Genomic DNA, 17879 nt, shown 5'->3' with positions numbered 1-17879 from the left:
GCATGCGGCGATCGATCAGCCACTTTTCCAGCTTGAAGTCGGGGATGCCGTAACGCAGCAGGCCGCCGACGCGATCGTTCTTTTCGAACACGGTCACGTCATGACCGGCGCGCGCCAGTTGCTGGGCCGTAGCCAGACCCGCGGGGCCAGAACCGACCACCGCGACCTTCTTGCCCGTCTTGTGCTTCGGCACTTGCGGCGCGACCCAGCCTTCGGCCCAGGCCTTGTCGATGATCGCGTGCTCGATCGACTTGATGCCGACCGGGTCGTTGTTGATGCCGAGCGTACACGCCGCTTCGCAGGGCGCCGGGCAGATGCGGCCCGTGAACTCGGGGAAGTTGTTGGTCGAGTGCAGGACTTCGATCGCGTTCTTCCAGTCCTGGCGGAACACGAGGTCGTTGAAGTCCGGAATGATGTTGTTGACCGGGCAGCCGTTGTTGCAGAACGGGATGCCGCAGTCCATGCAACGTGCGCCCTGGACCTTCGCGTCGGCGTCGGAGAGCGCCGCGACGAATTCCTTGTAGTGCTTCACGCGCGTGAGCGGTGCTTCGTACGCCTCATGCTGGCGCTCGAACTCGAGAAAACCGGTTGCCTTACCCATTTGGTTCTCGTCTATCTAATCTATTCGGTGAGGGGGACCGCGCCCGCCGCTGCATCAAGTGCGCAGCGGGCGCTTCGTCTATGAGTCGTCAGTGCTGGAATCAGACGGGAATCAGGCGGCCAGTTCTTCCTGGTTTGCCTTCTTCGCGCCGATTTCGCCCAGTGCGCGCTTGTATTCCGTCGGGAATACCTTCACGAACTGGCGGCGTGCCGCATCCCAGTTTTCCAGCAGCGCCTTCGCACGCGGCGAGCCGGTGAACTGGAAGTGACGCTCGACGAGTCCCTTGAGCAGCGCTTCGTCGGTCTGGCCCGCGTGCCACAGCGCGCGGTCCACAGTGCGTTCCTGTTCGGCCTGTTGCAGCACCGGATCGAGCGCGACCATCGACTTGTTGCACTTGCCGGCAAACGTGCCTTCCGGGTCGTACACGTAGGCGATACCGCCCGACATGCCCGCCGCGAAGTTACGGCCCGTTTCGCCCAGCACGACTACCGTGCCGCCCGTCATGTATTCGCAGCCGTGGTCGCCCGTGCCTTCGACGATGGCCGTCGCGCCCGAGTTACGCACCGCGAAACGCTCGCCCGCCACGCCGCGCAGGAAGGCTTCGCCTTCGAGTGCGCCGTACATCACCGTGTTGCCGCAGATGATGTTTTCTTCGGACTTGCCGCGGAAGTCGTTGGTCGGACGGATGATGATGCGGCCACCCGACAGGCCCTTGCCGACGTAGTCGTTACCGTCGCCCACCAGATCCAGCGTGATGCCGCGTGCGAGGAACGCGCCGAAGCTCTGACCCGCCGTGCCCTTCAACTGGATGTGGATCGAGTCTTCCGGCAGACCGTCGTGGCCGTACTTCTTCGCGACCATGCCCGAGAGCATCGCGCCGACCGTGCGGTTCACGTTGCGCACCGGCTGGATGAACGAGACGTGCTCGCCCTTGTCCAGCGCGGCGCGGGCCTTCTCGATCAGGGTGTGATCGAGCGCCTTGTCCAGACCGTGGTCTTGCGTATCGACGTGCTTGCGTGCCACTTCTTCGCCGACCAGCGGCTGATAGAACACACGCGAGAAGTCCAGACCCTTGGCCTTCCAGTGTTCCACGCCACGGCGCGTGTCGAGCAGATCCGCGCGGCCGACCAGATCGTCGAACTTGCGGATACCCAGTTGCGCCATGATTTCGCGCACTTCTTCAGCGATGAAGAAGAAGAAGTTGACGACGTGCTCGGGCTGGCCCGAGAACTTCGCGCGCAGCACCGGATCTTGCGTCGCAACGCCGACCGGGCAGGTGTTCAGGTGGCACTTGCGCATCATGATGCAGCCCTGGACGACGAGCGGCGCCGTCGCAAAGCCGAATTCGTCTGCGCCGAGCAGCGCGCCGATCACCACGTCGCGGCCCGTCTTCATCTGACCGTCGGCCTGCACGCGGATACGGCCGCGCAGCTGGTTCAGCACCAGGGTCTGCTGCGTTTCCGCCAGACCCAGTTCCCACGGCGTGCCAGCGTGCTTGAGCGACGACAGCGGCGAGGCGCCCGTGCCGCCGTCATGACCGGCGATCACGACGTGGTCGGCCTTGGCCTTCGCCACGCCCGCTGCCACCGTGCCCACGCCCACTTCCGACACCAGCTTCACCGAAATCGACGAAACCGGGTTCACGTTCTTCAGATCGTGAATGAGCTGCGCCAGATCTTCGATCGAGTAGATGTCATGGTGCGGCGGCGGCGAGATGAGGCCCACGCCCGGCACCGAATAACGCAGCTTGCCGATGTATTCCGAAACCTTGTGGCCCGGCAGCTGACCGCCTTCGCCCGGCTTCGCGCCCTGCGCCATCTTGATCTGGATCTGGTCAGCCGACGACAGGTACTCCGCCGACACGCCAAAGCGGCCGGAAGCCACCTGCTTGATCTTCGAGCGCAGCGAGTCGCCATCCTTCAGCGGGATGTCCTTGACGACTTCTTCGCCGATGATCGAACGCATCGTGTCGCCGTTCTTGATCGGAATGCCGCGCAGTTCGTTGCGATAACGCTTCTCGTCTTCGCCGCCTTCGCCCGTGTTCGACTTGCCGCCGATACGGTTCATCGCGACAGCCAGCGTGGCGTGTGCTTCGGTCGAAATCGAGCCGAGCGACATTGCGCCAGTCGCAAAGCGCTTGACGATTTCCTTGGCCGGTTCAACGTCGTCGATCGAGATGGCGCGCACCGGGTCCAGACGGAATTCGAACAGGCCGCGGAAGGTCATGTGGCGCTTCGTCTGATCGTTGATCAGGTGCGCGTATTCCTTGTACGTCTGATACGAGTTGCTGCGTGCCGAATGTTGCAGCTTGGCGATCGCGTCCGGCGTCCACATGTGGTCTTCGCCGCGCACGCGGAATGCGTATTCGCCGCCCGCGTCGAGCATGTTGGCGAGAACCGGGTTGTCGCCGAAAGCGTCGTGGTGCAGACGGATCGCTTCTTCCGCCACTTCGAAGAGGCCAATGCCGCCGACCTTCGACGCCGTGCCCTTGAAGTACTTGGCGATCAGATCGTCAGCCAGACCCACGGCTTCGAAAATCTGCGCGCCCGTGTACGACATGTACGTGGAGATGCCCATCTTCGACATCACCTTGAGCAGGCCCTTGCCCACTGCCTTGGTGAAGTTGTAGACAGCCTTATCCGCCGACAGATCGCCCTTGAGGCCGGTCGCCATCTGCGCGAGCGTTTCCATCGCCAGGTACGGGTGCACGGCTTCCGCGCCAAAGCCCGCGAGCAGCGCGAAGTGGTGCGTTTCACGCGCCGAACCCGTTTCCACGACCAGACCCGTGCTCGTACGCAGGCCGTGTTCGACCAGGTGCGAGTGGATCGCGGCGGTAGCGAGCAGTGCCGGAATCGCGACGTTGTCGCGGTCAGCACGGCGGTCCGAGACGATCAGGATGTTGTAGCCCGACTTGACCGCATCGACAGCTTCCGCGCACAGCGACGCGAGGCGCGCTTCGATGCCTTCCTTGCCCCAGGCCACCGGATAGCAGATGTTCAGCTCGTAGCTGCTGAACTTGCCGCCCGTGTACTGCTCGATCGCGCGGATCTTCGCGATGTCCTTGAAGTCGAGCACCGGCTGCGACACTTCGAGACGCATCGGCGGGTTGATGTTGTTCGTGTCCAGCAGGTTCGGCTTCGGGCCGATGAACGACACGAGCGACATCACCATGTTTTCGCGGATCGGGTCGATCGGCGGGTTGGTGACCTGCGCGAACAGCTGCTTGAAGTAGTTGTAGAGCGTCTTGTTCTTGTTGGACATGACCGCCAGCGGCGAGTCGTTGCCCATCGAACCGACAGCCTCTTCACCCGACATCGCCATCGGCGCCATCAGGAACTTCAGGTCTTCCTGCGTGTAGCCAAACGCCTGCTGACGGTCGAGCAGCGCGGCGGCTTCAGCGCGCGCGGTCGCGACGTCTTCCGCCTTCGGCTCGATCTCGTCGAGCTTGATGCGCACGGCGTCGATCCAGCTCTTGTACGGCTTGGCGTTGGCCAGGTTGTCCTTGAGTTCCTTGTCGTCGATGATGCGGCCGTGTTCCATGTCGATCAGGAACATCTTGCCCGGCTGCAGACGCCACTTCTTGACGATCTTCGACTCAGGGATAGGCAGCGTGCCGGCTTCCGACGCCATGATGACCAGATCGTCGTCCGTGACGATGTAGCGCGCCGGACGCAGACCGTTACGGTCGAGCGTCGCGCCGATCTGGCGGCCGTCGGTGAAGGCGATTGCAGCGGGGCCGTCCCACGGCTCCATCATCGCAGCGTGGTATTCGTAGAACGCCTTGCGGTTCTCGTCCATCAGCGTGTGCTGTTCCCAGGCTTCCGGGATCATCATCATCATCGCGTGGACGAGCGGGTAGCCGGCCATCACCAGCAGTTCGAGACAGTTGTCGAACGAAGCGGTGTCGGACTGGCCCGGGTAGATCAGCGGCCACAGCTTGGGCAGGTCGTCACCCAGCACGTGCGAGGCGATCGCGCCGGTACGGGCGTTCAGCCAGTTCACGTTGCCCTTCACGGTGTTGATTTCACCGTTGTGGGCGATCATGCGGTACGGGTGAGCCAGTTCCCACGCCGGGAACGTGTTGGTCGAGAAGCGCTGGTGCACAAGCGCCAGCGCCGACACCACGCGCTCATCCTGCAGGTCGCGGTAGTACACGCCGACCTGACCGGCCAGCAGCAGGCCCTTGTAGACAACCGTGCGCGCCGACATCGACGGCACGAAGTATTCCTTGCCGTGCTTGAGCTTGAGCGCCTGGATACGGTGGCTCGCGGTCTTGCGGATCACATACAGCTTGCGCTCCAGCGCGTCCGTGACCATCACGTCCTTGCCGCGGCCGATGAAGATCTGGCGGATCAGCGGCTCGCTGGCCTTCACCGTGGGCGAAATCGGCATGGCGTGGTCGACCGGCACATCGCGCCAGCCCAGCACCACCTGCCCTTCTGCGCGCACCGTGCGCTCGAGTTCCTGCTCGCACGCCAGACGCGAGGCGTGTTCCTTCGGCAGGAAGATCATGCCGACGCCGTACTCGCCGAACGGCGGCAGCGTCACGCCCTGACGGGCCATCTCTTCGCGGTAGAACGCGTCCGGAATCTGGATCAGGATGCCCGCGCCATCGCCCATCAGCGGATCGGCGCCGACGGCGCCCCGGTGGTCGAGGTTTTCGAGAATCTTCAGGCCTTGCTGAATGATTTCGTGGCTCTTCTTGCCCTTGATATGGGCGACGAAGCCGACGCCGCAGGCGTCGTGTTCGTTTTGCGGGTCATACAGACCTTGCGCGGCGGGCACCGCGGCGCGCTGCAGGTGATCGTTCATGGGGACACCGTCCTAGAGGGGCCAGGGGAATGGCCGTTGATTCCGTACTTTGTTTTCCCGCCGCTTGCGTGACCGCTGTACGGCGTTGCGCGGGCGATGCAGGCTTCCCGCGTTGTGCGTCCAGGAGAGCCGAAAGGCGAATATACGCGACGAATCAAGGGCATGCAAATAAAAGTGCATGTTTAGACCCCAATTATCGTCATGGTGCATTGCGACGTCTTTTTATTGGGGCCGCATCATAATTGGGCAAAATAAAACGGCATCCGGAGATGCCGTTTTTGTTCGTAAAACGTTGATTTACAACGAGATCAGTGGGTACCCGTGCCCGGCTTGTGGCCGTGGTGGGCCGGTGGAGTGCTCGAAGCGCTGCCGGAGCCCGATGGCGACGAACCCGCAGAATGGCCGCTCGAACTACCCGTATTTGCCCCTGGCGTTGCGCCGCTACCACTACCCGCGTGGCTGCCGGAGTGGCCGCTCGCGCTCGGTGCGGGCTGCGCACCCGCTGGTGGTGACGAAAAAGGGCCCGATGATGTTGGGTGCGGGGCGACCTGTCCGCCAGCGTTGCCGCCCGCATTTCCACCTGGACCGGCACCCGCATTGCCACCCGTCGCAACGGCGCCCGCGCTCGTCGTGCCAGCCGAGGCCGTAGGCGCCGCCCCCAGCGCACCCGCGGCGCCCGCCGGGCCCGCGCCCGCAGACGCAGCTGGCTCGCGCACCTTGCGAGGGCGCCCACGCGGCAACGGCGAAACGCGCCGGTTTGCCGTGCGCGAAGCCCACTCGCGATAGGTATCGCTGCCGAGCACCCAGCCCTTGAGCGTGGCCTGCATCAGCTGATTGGTCTCGCGCTCGTCGAACGGCTGCTCGCAGAGTTCGCGATAGGCGCGCTGGCGCTCGAACGGCGTATTGCCGAGCGCCCAGTAGAGCGGATGGTCGGTGATGAGGCTGTCGACGGTCAGGCCGATGTGATGCCGGTAGCTCGACCATCGATAGTCCTCCGCCTGCGCAACAAGGCCGCTGCGCACCGGCGCCAGCTCGACGACGCGGCTCGCCAGCAGGAAGAAGCGCTCGCCTTCGATGACGGTTGCGCGGTAGCGCCCTTCCCAGAGCGTGCCGCGCCGCGCGTAACGGCGGTTGAAGTGGGCCACATAGCGCCTGCCGACCGCCTGCATCGCCTTGGGAAGGCTGGCTTCGTCGGATGGCGTGACGAGCAGTTGCACCGCGCCGGGCATCAAGACCCAGGCATGCACCGCAAGGTGGTGATCGCGCGCCGCTGCCTTGAGGCAGTCGATGAACAGTTCGTAGTCCTGGTCGTCGACGAATGCGGGCTGCTGATCCAGTCCGCGCAGAATCACATGCTGCGGCTGGTCGGGAACATAAAGACGTGCAAGCCGTGCCATGCTCGATTTTCCTGGTCCGTTGGTGAATACCCGCAGACCCGCCAAGGCCGCGCCAGCGCTTGTTCTCGCGGGCGTTCGACTTAAGCGGAGACCTCGCGGCGCTTAGGGAAAAAGCTCTAACGGTCGCATATGGTTTGTTGCAAACGTTGTGTTCATAATGAGCGGGCCTTTAATGGAGGAGCACATATATGAAATTAAAACAGGCGCTGGCATCAGTCGCCGCGCTCGCCTGCATGTCGGGGGCTCACGCGCAAACGGCCAACACGTTCTACGTTACAACGGGGTGGTTCCATTTCGCGCCGCAGGACGGCAGCGATCCTCTCAAGATCGATGACGTTGGCGGCCGTTCAGTCAATGAGGCGTTTCCGGGCACCGGCGCCGGCATCGGCAGTTCCGATACCTTCGGCTTCAGCCTCGGTTACTTCATCACCGACCACCTGGCCACGGAAGTCGAACTGGGCATTCCGCCCAAATTCGACCTGAACGGCGAAGGCTCGCTCGGCACCTACGGCAAGCTTGGCTCCGCGAAGCTGTGGAGCCCGGCGCTTCTGTTCAAGTACTACTTCAACAAGCCCGAGGCGAAGTTCCATCCGTATCTGGGCATCGGCGTCACGCACGTTTCGTTCACGGACGCGAAGATCACCAACAGCGACTTCATCAACAGTCCTGCGCTTGGGGGTCCGACCAGCGTTTCGACGGACAGTTCCTGGGCGCCGGTATTCAATGTCGGTTTTAACTACAACTTCACGAAGCACTGGTTCGCGGGCTTCTCGCTTTCCTACATTCCGGTCAGCGTGATCGCGACGCTCAACACCCAGAAGCAGACGATCATCGGCGTAGTCTCGCAGAAGGCCGAAGCGAAGATTCACCTGAACCCGCTCGTGACGTATCTGAAGGTCGGCTACATGTTCTGAAGCGCCTCGCGCTTCCGGCATCGCCCTGCCTTCTTTGGCCGCCTCCGTCCCGCCCTCGCGGCATCCGACGGAGTGCGGCTTCCGCCTCCCTCTACCGCCCGCGCTCCTGCGCCCTCCTGATCCAGCACCGGTTGTTCCTGACGACTTTCCTGACAGCCGCGTCGGCTTTTCCTGATTCTATGCCTCTGGGAAAAACCGTGCTGTCCCCGTAATCATTTGTCGCAAACAAAGCGCAAAGCAAGCCCGGGAAAGCCCGCCACAACGGCTACCGAGGCCGCGCAAGACGGACCCGCGCGATTTTTCATATGCGCACCTTGCCGCGTCAGGCACCCGATTTGCGCAATACTCGGACTCCTTCTCGCGCGTCCTGCCCTTTTTCGTGCGGACGCCAAGAGCCCCAGAACCTGAGATTGCCAAAACGGAGCCATTCATGAGCGCATTCCCGAACACTCGAGACGCCCTCGGAGAATCCTGGACCCGCACGGGCCGCCATGCGAAGCGCATTGCGCGCCGCGGCCGCAGCGCCGCCGCCGATATCGCCGACGAACTGCGAGATCTGCTCGGCGAACTGGAAACGAGCCTCGGCGAAGGCACGCAGGCCGACGCCCAGGCGCTGCGTGCGGACGTTCGCAAACGCCTCGACGCCGCCCGCGAACGCCTGGCGGTCGCCCAAAGCGCCGCGCGCGAGCGTGCGGGCGAAGCGATGGAAAATGCCGACGATTACGTGCACGCCAACCCGTGGCAGGCGATCGCCATCGTGGGCGGCGTCGCGCTGGTCGCTGGCGCGATCCTCGCGCGCTGCCGTTAAGCCGCCGGGCGCGGCATCTTGCGCCTGAACGTACGCGCCTCGACGCTCAGCCGTCGAGCGCGTGCGGACCGATCAGATCGATGCGGTCGGTGCAGATCGTGTCCACGCCCCAGCTCGCCAGCTCGCGTGCGCGCTCCAGTTCGTTGACCGTATAGGCGAGGACGAACAGCCCCGCTTCCTTGATGCGCGCAACGAGCGCCTGATCCAGATGTCGATGGCTCGCGTGCAGCGAGACGCAACCGAGCGCCTCGGTCTGCTCGCGCCAGTTCTCGGGCACGCGCTCGAACAGCAGGCCGCGCGGCAGATCCGGCGCGGCCTCGCGCGCGGCTGCCAGCGCCTCGAACGAGAACGACGACAGCAACGGCGGCAAACCGGCTGCGGACTTTTTGCCGAGCCAAAGCTTCGCCGTCTCCGCGCCGACGATGCGCCCCGTATCCTTGTCCCGCCCGGCACAGGGCTTGATCTCCACGTTGGCCGCCAGCCCTTCCTCACGACAGCACTGCGCCGTCTCGGCGAGCGTCGGCATGTGCTCGCCCTCGAAGCGCGGATCGCACCAGCTACCCGCATCGAACGCGGCAATCTGCGCGTAGCGCAGTTGCGCCGCCGCACCGCGTCCGTTCGAAGTGCGCTCGACGGTATCGTCGTGCAGCAGGAAAGCGATGTTATCGGCGGAAAGTTTGGCGTCGAACTCCACCATCGTGTGCCCGAAGCCCGCGCCCACGCACAGGCCCGCGAGCGTGTTCTCGGGCGCGAGCGTGCCGCCGCCACGGTGGGCGGCGACGCGCGGATACGGCCAGGTTTTCATCGTAAAAACTCCAGATAGCTTCAGATAGCCCGACACGCCAGCTCAGACTTCATCGGCGACCACGAACAGCCGCCGGTATTCCTTGAGCGCGTAGCGGTCGGTCATGCCCGCGATGTAATGCGCGATCAGGCGCGGCTGTGCCGCCGGGTCCGGCGTCTGGTACGCGGGCGGCAACAGGCGCGGATCGTCGCTGAATGCGTCGAAGAGGCCCTTCACGACGCGCTGCGCCTTGTTCGCCATGCGCATCACGCGATAGTGGCGATACAGGTTGCGGTAGAGAAAGCGCTTGAGCGCAGCCGCCTGCGCGGCGATGTGTTCGCTGTGCGCGACCAGCGGCGGCGCGGCGCGCACGTCGTCGAGCGAGCGCGGCGCGTGTTCGGCGAGATTGCGGCGGGTCTGGCCGATCAGGTCGACGATCAGCGTATTGATGATGCGCCGCACGGTTTCATGCACGAGCCGCCGCCCTTCTATCTGCGGGAATTCAGCGCGCGCGGCTTCGTAATGGGTCTGCCAGAGCTCGACTTCGGCGAGTTGTTCGATGGTGATCAGACCGGAGCGCAGTCCGTCGTCCACATCGTGATTGTTGTAGGCGATTTCGTCGGCGATATTGGCGATCTGCGCTTCGAGCGAAGGCTGACGCCCGAGCAGAAAGCGCTCGCCCAGTTCGCCCAGTTGGCGCGCATGCTCGCGCGAACAGTGTTTGAGAATGCCCTCGCGCGTCTCGAAGCAGAGATTCAGGCCGTCGAATGCGCCATAGTGCTCCTCCAGCTCATCGACGACAGCGAGGCTTTGCAGGTTGTGCTCGAAGCCGCCGTGATCGCGCATGCATTCGTTGAGCGCGTCCTGCCCCGCATGGCCGAACGGCGTATGGCCAAGGTCGTGAGCCAGCGAGATCGCTTCGACGAGGTCTTCGTTCAGCCGCAGGTTGCGCGCCACCGAACGCGCGATCTGCGCGACTTCGAGGCTGTGCGTGAGGCGCGTGCGAAACAGGTCGCCCTCGTGATTCACGAACACCTGAGTCTTGTATTCGAGCCGGCGAAACGCCGTGGAATGGACGATGCGGTCGCGGTCGCGCTGGAATTCGCTGCGCGCGGCGGGCGGCGGCTCGGCGAAACGGCGCCCGCGCGACTGCGGCGAATGCGCCGCGTAGGGCGCGAGGCCCGTTTCGAATTCGGAGTCGGTCGGTTCGGTGTTGCCTGCGGCGCGGGCCTGTTCGGCCAGCGCGTGCATGTCGCTGCGGGTGTCGCTCAACGGTTCCTCCGCACGGATCGCAAAGCGGACGGCCGCAGCCTCGTGGGCGTGGGCCGCCGCTCCGCTCAATTCAGCTCAACTTCGGAACTACATCGGCACTGCAAATTTTGCGCGCCGTACCGGCATGGCACGGCGCACTGGCGTATCAGCCTTTGACCGTAGCCGCCAGCGTGGCCTGCACGGCTTCGTCGGGCGCGAGGCCAATGTGCGTCTCGCCGAAGCGCTTGAGCAGGATGAACTTGATCGCGCCACCTTCGGCCTTCTTGTCCACCTGCATGAGTTCGACGTAACGATCGGCGCCCAGCGCCGGGCCGACGTCCGGCAGATGCGCCGCCTTGATCACGCGCACCAGACGCTCGCGCGACGCCTCGTCGAGCATGCCCATGCGCACCGACAGATCGGCGGCCATCACCATGCCGCAGCCCACGGCCTCGCCGTGCAGCCACTCACCGTAGCCGAGGCCCGCTTCAATCGCATGACCGAAGGTGTGGCCGAAGTTGAGGATCGCGCGCAGGCCGCCTTCGCGCTCGTCGGCGGCCACCACGGAAGCCTTGATCTCGCACGAGCGCTTGACCGCGTGCGCGAGCGCGGCGGGCTCGCAGCGGTTGAGCGCTTCGACGTTCGCCTCGATCCAGCCGAAGAACTCCGCGTCGGCGATCGCGCCCGTCTTGATGACTTCGGCCACGCCCGCCGCCAGTTCGCGCGCAGGCAGCGTGCGCAACGCGCCGATATCGGCGATCACGGCCTGCGGCTGGTAAAACGCGCCAATCATGTTCTTGCCAAGCGGATGATTGATGCCGGTCTTGCCGCCCACCGACGAATCGACCTGCGAAAGCAGCGTCGTGGGCACCTGGATGAAGGGCACGCCGCGCATGTAGCAGGCCGCCGCGAAGCCGGTCATGTCGCCCGTCACGCCGCCGCCCAGCGCGATCAGCGTGGTCTTGCGATCCGCACGCGAGGTGAGCAGCGCGTCGAAGATCTGATTGAGCGTTTCCCAGTTCTTGAACGCCTCGCCGTCGGGCAGCACGACGGTGTGAACATCCTTGCCGAGCGGCGCGAGCGCGGCGCGCAGCTTCTCGCCGTACAGCGGTTCGACGACAGTGTTGGTCACGATCGTCACCGACTTGCCGGCGATATGCGGCGCATACAGCGCCGTCTGGCCGATCAGGTCGGAGCCGATGTGGATGGGGTAGGCGCGGTCGCCCAGTTCGACGTTGACGGTAATCATGCCAGGCAGTAGTTCAAAGTGTGGGGCGCTTCGGTGAGACCGGGCGGTGAGGAGCGAGTGCGTGAAAAATCCGCTACTCGCTCGCCGGGGAGCGCAGGACACCAGCCATATCGAGCTGCATCAGCACCATATTGACGAGGCCGTTCACCGACGGCCGGCCGGTCTCGATCACGAAGTCCGCAACCTCGCGATAAAGCGGGTCGCGCTGTTCGTAGAGCGCTTCGAGGCGCCCTTTGGGGTCTTCGGTCTGCAGCAGCGGCCGGTTCTTGTCGCGGCGCGTGCGCAGCCACAAATCGTGCGGATGGGCGCGCAGATAGACGACGAAGCCGCGTTCCTTGAGCGCCGCGCGGTTCTCGGGCCGCAGCACCGCGCCGCCGCCGGTGGCGAGCACGATGCCTTCGCGCGCGCTCAGCTCTTCGATCATCTGGGCCTCGCGGTCGCGAAAACCCGCCTCGCCCTCAAGTTCGAAGATCACCGGGATGCGCGCGCCGGTGCGCGCTTCGACCTCGTGATCCGAGTCGAAAAACGGACGCTCAAGCCGGCGCGCGACCGCCCGGCCCACGGTCGTCTTACCGGCGCCCATGAGCCCTACGAAAAATACATTGGCGTTTGCGTCCCGCACTTGCAGCGTTTCCTACAAAAGATTGGTGCAGCAGCTTACTGGCAAAGCGGCGGCGTTGTCGAGCCTGCGGACCGCACGGTCCGGCCCCTTTGGGCCGTCCTGCGCAGCTTTTTTCTCTTTTGGGGCCGAATCTTGCGCGATCCGTGCACGGGCATCGATCAATCCGCACTGACAACGCGCGGCGTGATAAAGACCACCAGTTCGCTGCGTTTGTCCCAGTGTGCGCGATGCGAAAAAAGTGCGCCCAAAACCGGTATTTTGCCCAGGAGCGGCACGCGCGTCACATCATCCCGGTCATCGCTCGCGTCGATACCCCCAATCGAGACCGTTCCGCCGTCCTCGATTTCCACGCGCGTCTGCACATGTTTGGTGTTGATCGCAGGCCCCGCGGCGGTCTGCTCGCCCACGCTGTCCTTGGCCACATCGAGATCGAGAATCACGCGGCCGTCCGGTGTGATTTGCGGCTCGACCTCCAGTTTCAGGCTGGCGCGCCGAAATTGCACGCCCGAAACGCCTTGGCCGACTTTGGCCTGATACGGCAGTTCGGTGCCCTGCTCGACAACGGCCTTGGTGCGGTCAGCAGTGACCACGCGCGGACTCGACACGACACGCCCACGCCCTTCGGCTTCAAGCGCGCTCAATTCGATATCGAGCAGACGCGTGGCGCGCGCGGCCAGCAGGGTCAGGCCGAGCTGCGCGGCGCCGAAGCCGTTCAACGCGCCCGCGCCGAGGTCGTAGATCCTGCCCGCGCTGCTACTGCCACTATCCCCACTTTCCCCCGTGCCGCCACGCAAGCCGCGCGTCGTGCCGTCCGCGGCCACCGGCGTCACGCCCAGGCGCACGCCCAGCTCGCGCGACAGGCCTTCGTCGCCTTCGACGATGCGCGCTTCGATCAACACCTGGCGCGCGGGCGCGTCCAGACGCTGGATCAGCGCGGCGATCTGGTCGAGCCGCGCGGGCAGATCGGTGACGAAGAGCAGATTGGAGCGCGTGTCGGCCACGGCGGCGCCGCGCTTCGACAGTGCGCGCTGCGTGCCCGCCCCGGTCAGCAGCTTGCGCAGGTCTTCGGCGCGCGCGTATTGCAGTTCGAAAGCGCGGCTCGCGAGCGGCTCCAGATCGGCGGCGCGGGCATGGGCCTCGAAGCGCTGGCGCTCTCGCGCGGCAAGCTCGGTTGCGGGCGCGACCCACAGTACCTTGCCGATCCGCTCCAGCGCCAGGCCATTCGAGGCGAGCAGCAAGTCGAAGGCGGCACGCCACGGCACACGGTCCAGACGCAGCGTAACCTGGCCACGCGCACGCTCGCTGGCGACGATATTGAGCTTCGTGAACTGCGCGAACGCATGCAGCACCGACGTGAGTTCCGCGCGCTGGAAGTTCAGCGAGATCGGGCGGTCGGGCGGCAGGCCGTCGGGCGCAGCGTTCGGGTCGCTCAGACGTGTTACGTCGGGCAGCGGGGTCGGCGGCCCTTCCAGTGATTCCGCGGCGGTGGGTTGGGGTTGTGGCGTGGACGCCTGCGATGCGGCGGGGGCGGTGGTCGGCGCATGTTGGTCGGCTTCGCCGGTGTTGGCGGTATCTACGCCTTCGGTGAACGGATTCGCGACCCAGCCCGTCGGCACCGGCTCGCCTTCGGGCAAGGGCGGCGCTTCATAGCGCGCCACCGGCGTCGCCGCCATGTGCCACGCAGGAAGCGGTGGCGGCACCGCCGCGTTTAGGGCCGATGCGAACAATGCGCAGATCAGGGCGAGTGCGTGGCGCGTCGTCATCGTGCCTCCTTCGCCCAGTCGAGCGTCTGCGTCGCGCCATCGACCGCGAGCACCACGCGCGCCGGACTCACCTCCAGCACGCGCGCACCCGCGAGCATCGCGCCCGCCTGCACGGCTGTCGTCCCGTCGGCCGTTTCGACGAGAGCGACGGCGCGCCCGCGCTCCGTCAGCATGCCCGCGAGCCGCAGCGGACGTTCTTCGCCCGTTTCGCTTGAGCCGCTACCGAAACGCAGAGCGCGATCCGCAAACGGATCGGCGCGATCGGCAAATGCGCCACCCTCGATCACGTCGTCCGCAAACGCCACGGCGGGCAAACCGTCGAACACCTGCAGCAGCGCCGAAATGGCGAGGCCGTTTGCACCGCGCCTGAGCGACAGCTCCATCGGCACGGCGAGTTCGGGCAGTTCCGCAAGACCGTCGAGGAAATCTCGCAGTTGCGCGAAGTCCCCTTGCGCCATCAGTTTCGTCGCGCGAAACGCCTGCGCCTTGGCGCCGCCCGGCGCGGCAGGTTCCAGGGCGATCAGCGCAAGACCGGCAAGTGCGGCGAGTTGCGAGACGTTGCGCATGTCGTCGGCGACGTTGCCGTTGTGCGGGCGCTGCGGCCAGTCCCGCGCGTCGCGCTGCAACGCTGGCAGACGCGCCAGCAATTGCCGCGCGCTCACGAGCCGGGCCTGGGCCTCGGTTAGCGCGACGTGCGCGGTTTCCGCGCCGCCTACGTCTGTCGTCACGCAGGTAAAGACCGCCAGCACGGCTGGCGGCAAATCCTAGCGCCAACGCAGTGCCCGCGCGACGGCGCGCGCTCCATGCATGCAGGGGCCGCCAGCCATGCCACAGCGCCGCACCCAGACTCAAATCGATCATTTCGCCCCCGTCGCGCTGACGCCGCGCACCGCGGCGGCCTTGTTCTGCACTTTCGCCGCAGCGCCTTTCCAGACGAGTCGCGCCGCCACATGGATCGGGGCGCCGTGCGTTGTGCCTTGCGCCTGTCTGCCCGGGGTCTCGCGCTTCATTTCGCGCACATTGACCGCTTCGATATCGCGCAGCGTATGCAGGCGTTCGAGCCAGGCGTCGGCGGCGGCTTCATCAGTGGCGCTTGCCTGGAGTTCGGTTTCATCGGCATGCTGAATGAGCTGATCGAGCACGACGCCTTCCGTGCGTACCCGCGCCAGCGCCTCGATAAGCACGAACAGACGCATGAGCGGTTTCGCTTTTTGTTGCGCCTCGCGCAGCGCAGCCGCGCGCTCGTCCGCTTCGCGCGCGAGCCGCCTGGCCTCGCCAAGCGGCGCGCCCAGTTGCACCAGTTGCTGTTCGATCGCCTCGCGCTGGGTATGGGCACGACTACGTTCGACGATCTGCCAGCCCGCCGCGAGGCAACCCAGCGCCCCGCCGATCAGCAGCGCCGCCAGCCATTCGAGCGCGCGCCGCCGGCGCAAGCGCCGCACGGCGGCCAGGCGCCACGGCAGCAGATTGAAGCCCTGCCAAACGGCCACTACGGCCACGTTAGTCGCGGTCTTCATTCATGCACCCCGCGCATCGCCAGCCCAAACGCCACCGCGCACGCCGGGTCGTGCAGCAGTTGCGCGTCGAGCGGGAAGTCGGCGTCCGCCAGCGGCGCGCATTCGAACGGCAGCACCGGGCAACCCAGCACGTCGCCGATATCGGCAAGCGAGAAGTTCACGCCATGCAGCAAGCCGATATCACCGGCCACGAGCGCGCAACCGGTCTGCTCGCGGCCCGCCAGGTCGCGCAGCGCCTCGACGAGATCGGCATGCTCCAGCGCCGGGAAGCGCATGGTGCGGGCGACGCAATCGTCGACGACGAACCAGCCGTGCAATCCGTCCGCGCCTACCCAGAGCGCCGCCCACGGCTCGTGCGGCGGCAACTCGAACGCCGCCGCGTGGCGCATCGCGCGCAGCGCGGCGTGGGCCTCGTCGTCCATCGCGCACAGCGCCACGCCTGCCATCGCCGCGCATTCGATGCGCGACTCCAGATAGGCACGCGCGGTGGCCGCGATCATGACTTTGGCTTCGTGCGCCGAGGCCACGCCACAATCGAGCGTCAACGGTCCCACGCGCCAGTCCACCGCCAGCTCGTGACGCTCGATACCGGCGACGCGCTCCGCTTCGGCCAGCACCAGCGGCTCCAGCTCCGTAAAGAGGCCCGAGGCGTCGACGCGGGTGCGCGCGCCGGGGGCGCCAACGGCGCCGGACGCCAGCCGTGCAAGCGGCACGGACGCCATCAGCGTCGAGCCGGTGGGCAGCGCCATCGCGCAGCGCAGCGATGCTTCGGCGCAGGCACGCGGCAACGCGCCGAAGGCGGCCTGCAATGCCGCCACCAGCGCTGCGCGGTCGACGATCTGCGCGCCCGACAGCGCCTCGCGCGCGAGCGGCACGCGGCCCAGCCATTCGATGCGCAGCGGCCCGCCTCCGAACACGCGCTGGCTCAGCACGGCCAGCGTGACGCCGCGCGCGTGCACATCGACGCCCGCCGCGTAACGGCGCGCCCCCAACAACAGCGGATTGAGCAGGCTCATCGCCTTCCTCCCTTGTGCGTGGCGCCGCGAACCCTTCGCGGCGCACCCTGGGAGAAATTGTGCGAAGTCGCGCCGATGCCGAACACTCGGCCAGATGGCCAATCTTTGCGACGCGTTTGCGGCAAGTCCCACCGCCGGCCTTCTCGCGCATTCGAGACGCGGCTAGAGTGCTCCTATACCTCCAGTGCCTCAGCGCAGTCCCCGCGCCCCCTTCCCGGCCCGCCTTTCGGTAGACGTAAGCATTCCGAAAGCACATCCAGGCGGGCGGCTATAATCGCGGGACTGTTTTTCCGGTGTCCGTATGCAAGAAGCCCAGCCTGACTCGTCCGTTCCGCCGTCCACGCCGCCCGAACCCGCCGCGCCCAAAAAGCGCCGCCGGCCCTGGTGGGCGCGGCTGCTCATCGGCTTGTTCGTACTGCTCGTGGGGGCCGTCGCCAGCGTGGCGCTGGTGCTCGGCTATGCACTGATCGTCGCCACGCCCAACCTGCCCTCGCTCGACGCGCTCACCGACTATCGGCCCAAGGTGCCGCTGCGCATCTATACGCGCGACCATGTGCTGATCGGCGAATTCGGCGAAGAGCGGCGCGACATCGTCCATTTCCAGGACGTGCCGGGCAATCTCAAGAACGCGATTCTCGCGATCGAGGACGCGCGCTTCTACGAGCACGGCGGCGTCGATCTCACCGGTATCGCGCGCGCGGGCATCGTGGCGCTCACCAACGGCCACGCGTCGCAGGGGGCGAGCACGATCACCATGCAGGTGGCGCGCAACTTCTTCCTGTCGAGCGAAAAGACCTACACGCGCAAGGTCTACGAGATGCTGCTCGCCTACAAGATCGAGTCGAAGCTCTCGAAGGACCAGATCCTCGAGGTCTACATGAACCAGATTTATCTGGGACAGCGTGCCTATGGCTTCGCAAGCGCCGCGCGCGTGTACTTCGGCAAGGATCTGAAAGACCTGACGCTCGCCGAATGCGCGATGCTCGCGGGTCTGCCCAAGGCGCCGTCGGCCTATAACCCGGTCGTCAATCCCAAGCGCGCCAAGGTTCGTCAGGAGTACATCCTGGAGCGCATGCTGGAGCTGCACTACATCACCCAGCAACAGTACGACGAGGCCGCCGCGCAGCCGCTCGTGGTCAAGGGTC

At 65.7% G+C, this 17879-nt stretch carries 13 protein-coding genes and 1 pseudogene; 3 read left to right on the top strand and 11 right to left on the bottom strand.

Annotated features, from left to right (window positions below; genetic code table 11):
• The 3 genes and pseudogenes from VG320_RS24350 to VG320_RS24340 form a co-directional block, all read right to left on the bottom strand.
• Window positions 1-601 (bottom strand): FAD-dependent oxidoreductase (locus tag VG320_RS24350; protein ID WP_327202617.1); only part of this gene is annotated, 601 nt, incomplete at its 3' end.
• Between the two features lie 111 nt (window positions 602-712).
• The gene (locus VG320_RS24345) at window positions 713-5413 is read right to left on the bottom strand and encodes a glutamate synthase-related protein (protein WP_327202616.1); all 4701 of its coding nucleotides are present in this window, start codon (window positions 5411-5413) and stop codon (window positions 713-715) included.
• A 707-nt stretch (window positions 5414-6120) separates the two neighbouring features.
• Window positions 6121-6810 (bottom strand): annotated as a pseudogene (locus tag VG320_RS24340) (transposase); the annotation flags it as partial.
• A gap of 188 nt (window positions 6811-6998) precedes the next feature.
• Between VG320_RS24340 and VG320_RS24335 the strand changes: the two are divergent.
• Window positions 6999-7724: an OmpW/AlkL family protein gene (locus tag VG320_RS24335; RefSeq protein ID WP_327202615.1), complete on the top strand. Its 726-nt coding sequence runs from the start codon at window positions 6999-7001 to the stop codon at window positions 7722-7724.
• Between the two features lie 430 nt (window positions 7725-8154).
• Window positions 8155-8532: a DUF883 family protein gene (locus VG320_RS24330; protein WP_327202614.1), complete on the top strand. Its 378-nt coding sequence runs from the start codon at window positions 8155-8157 to the stop codon at window positions 8530-8532.
• 46 nt (window positions 8533-8578) lie between these two features.
• Here VG320_RS24330 and ugpQ read toward each other — a convergent pair whose 3' ends face one another.
• The 8 genes from ugpQ to VG320_RS24290 all read right to left on the bottom strand — a co-directional run bounded on the left by ugpQ (window position 8579) and on the right by VG320_RS24290 (window position 16734).
• Window positions 8579-9337, bottom strand: coding sequence for a glycerophosphodiester phosphodiesterase (gene ugpQ / locus VG320_RS24325; protein ID WP_327202613.1), 759 nt, complete (start codon window positions 9335-9337; stop codon window positions 8579-8581).
• 42 nt (window positions 9338-9379) lie between these two features.
• On the bottom strand, window positions 9380-10588 hold the full coding sequence (locus tag VG320_RS24320) for a deoxyguanosinetriphosphate triphosphohydrolase (RefSeq protein ID WP_414696111.1): 1209 nt from the start codon (window positions 10586-10588) through the stop codon (window positions 9380-9382).
• A gap of 145 nt (window positions 10589-10733) precedes the next feature.
• Entirely contained in the window at window positions 10734-11816 is a 1083-nt protein-coding gene (aroB, locus tag VG320_RS24315; protein ID WP_422662214.1) for a 3-dehydroquinate synthase, read from the bottom strand.
• 73 nt (window positions 11817-11889) lie between these two features.
• Entirely contained in the window at window positions 11890-12444 is a 555-nt protein-coding gene (locus VG320_RS24310) for a shikimate kinase (protein WP_327202618.1), read from the bottom strand.
• A 152-nt stretch (window positions 12445-12596) separates the two neighbouring features.
• Window positions 12597-14201 carry a type IV pilus secretin PilQ gene (pilQ, locus tag VG320_RS24305; RefSeq protein ID WP_327202612.1) on the bottom strand — a complete coding sequence of 535 codons (1605 nt, stop codon included), beginning with the start codon at window positions 14199-14201 and terminating at the stop codon, window positions 12597-12599.
• A complete protein-coding gene (locus tag VG320_RS24300) occupies window positions 14198-14929 on the bottom strand; it encodes a hypothetical protein (RefSeq protein WP_327202611.1) in 732 nt (243 codons plus the stop codon). The genes pilQ and VG320_RS24300 overlap by 4 nt, the downstream gene beginning before the upstream one ends.
• Before the next feature lie 129 nt (window positions 14930-15058).
• Window positions 15059-15718, bottom strand: coding sequence for a fimbrial assembly family protein (locus VG320_RS24295; RefSeq protein ID WP_327202610.1), 660 nt, complete (start codon window positions 15716-15718; stop codon window positions 15059-15061).
• Entirely contained in the window at window positions 15715-16734 is a 1020-nt protein-coding gene (locus VG320_RS24290) for a pilus assembly protein PilM (RefSeq protein WP_327202609.1), read from the bottom strand. Before VG320_RS24290 ends, VG320_RS24295 begins: the two co-directional genes overlap by 4 nt.
• Before the next feature lie 301 nt (window positions 16735-17035).
• On the opposite strand from VG320_RS24290, the gene VG320_RS24285 reads away from it, so the two are divergent.
• On the top strand, window positions 17036-17879 hold an 844-nt coding region (locus VG320_RS24285), incomplete at its 3' end, for a transglycosylase domain-containing protein (RefSeq protein ID WP_327202608.1).

The sequence above is a fragment of the Paraburkholderia sp. genome (genome assembly GCF_035948235.1).
GTDB lineage: Bacteria > Pseudomonadota > Gammaproteobacteria > Burkholderiales > Burkholderiaceae > Paraburkholderia.
The sequence above is the reverse complement of the archived record's forward strand: the minus strand, read 5'-3'. Positions and strand labels throughout refer to the sequence as shown.

What these genes read in the sequence shown, in the direction of transcription:
- VG320_RS24335 (WP_327202615.1), top strand. Translation starts at nt 6,999, where the DNA reads ATGAAATTAAAACAGGCGCTGGCATCAGTCGCCGCGCTCGCCTGCATG.
- aroB (WP_422662214.1), bottom strand. Translation starts at nt 11,816, where the DNA reads ATGATTACCGTCAACGTCGAACTGGGCGACCGCGCCTACCCCATCCAC.
- VG320_RS24290 (WP_327202609.1), bottom strand. Translation starts at nt 16,734, where the DNA reads ATGAGCCTGCTCAATCCGCTGTTGTTGGGGGCGCGCCGTTACGCGGCG.
- ugpQ (WP_327202613.1), bottom strand. Translation starts at nt 9,337, where the DNA reads ATGAAAACCTGGCCGTATCCGCGCGTCGCCGCCCACCGTGGCGGCGGC.
- VG320_RS24330 (WP_327202614.1), top strand. Translation starts at nt 8,155, where the DNA reads ATGAGCGCATTCCCGAACACTCGAGACGCCCTCGGAGAATCCTGGACC.
- VG320_RS24345 (WP_327202616.1), bottom strand. Translation starts at nt 5,413, where the DNA reads ATGAACGATCACCTGCAGCGCGCCGCGGTGCCCGCCGCGCAAGGTCTG.
- pilQ (WP_327202612.1), bottom strand. Translation starts at nt 14,201, where the DNA reads ATGACGACGCGCCACGCACTCGCCCTGATCTGCGCATTGTTCGCATCG.
- VG320_RS24295 (WP_327202610.1), bottom strand. Translation starts at nt 15,718, where the DNA reads ATGAAGACCGCGACTAACGTGGCCGTAGTGGCCGTTTGGCAGGGCTTC.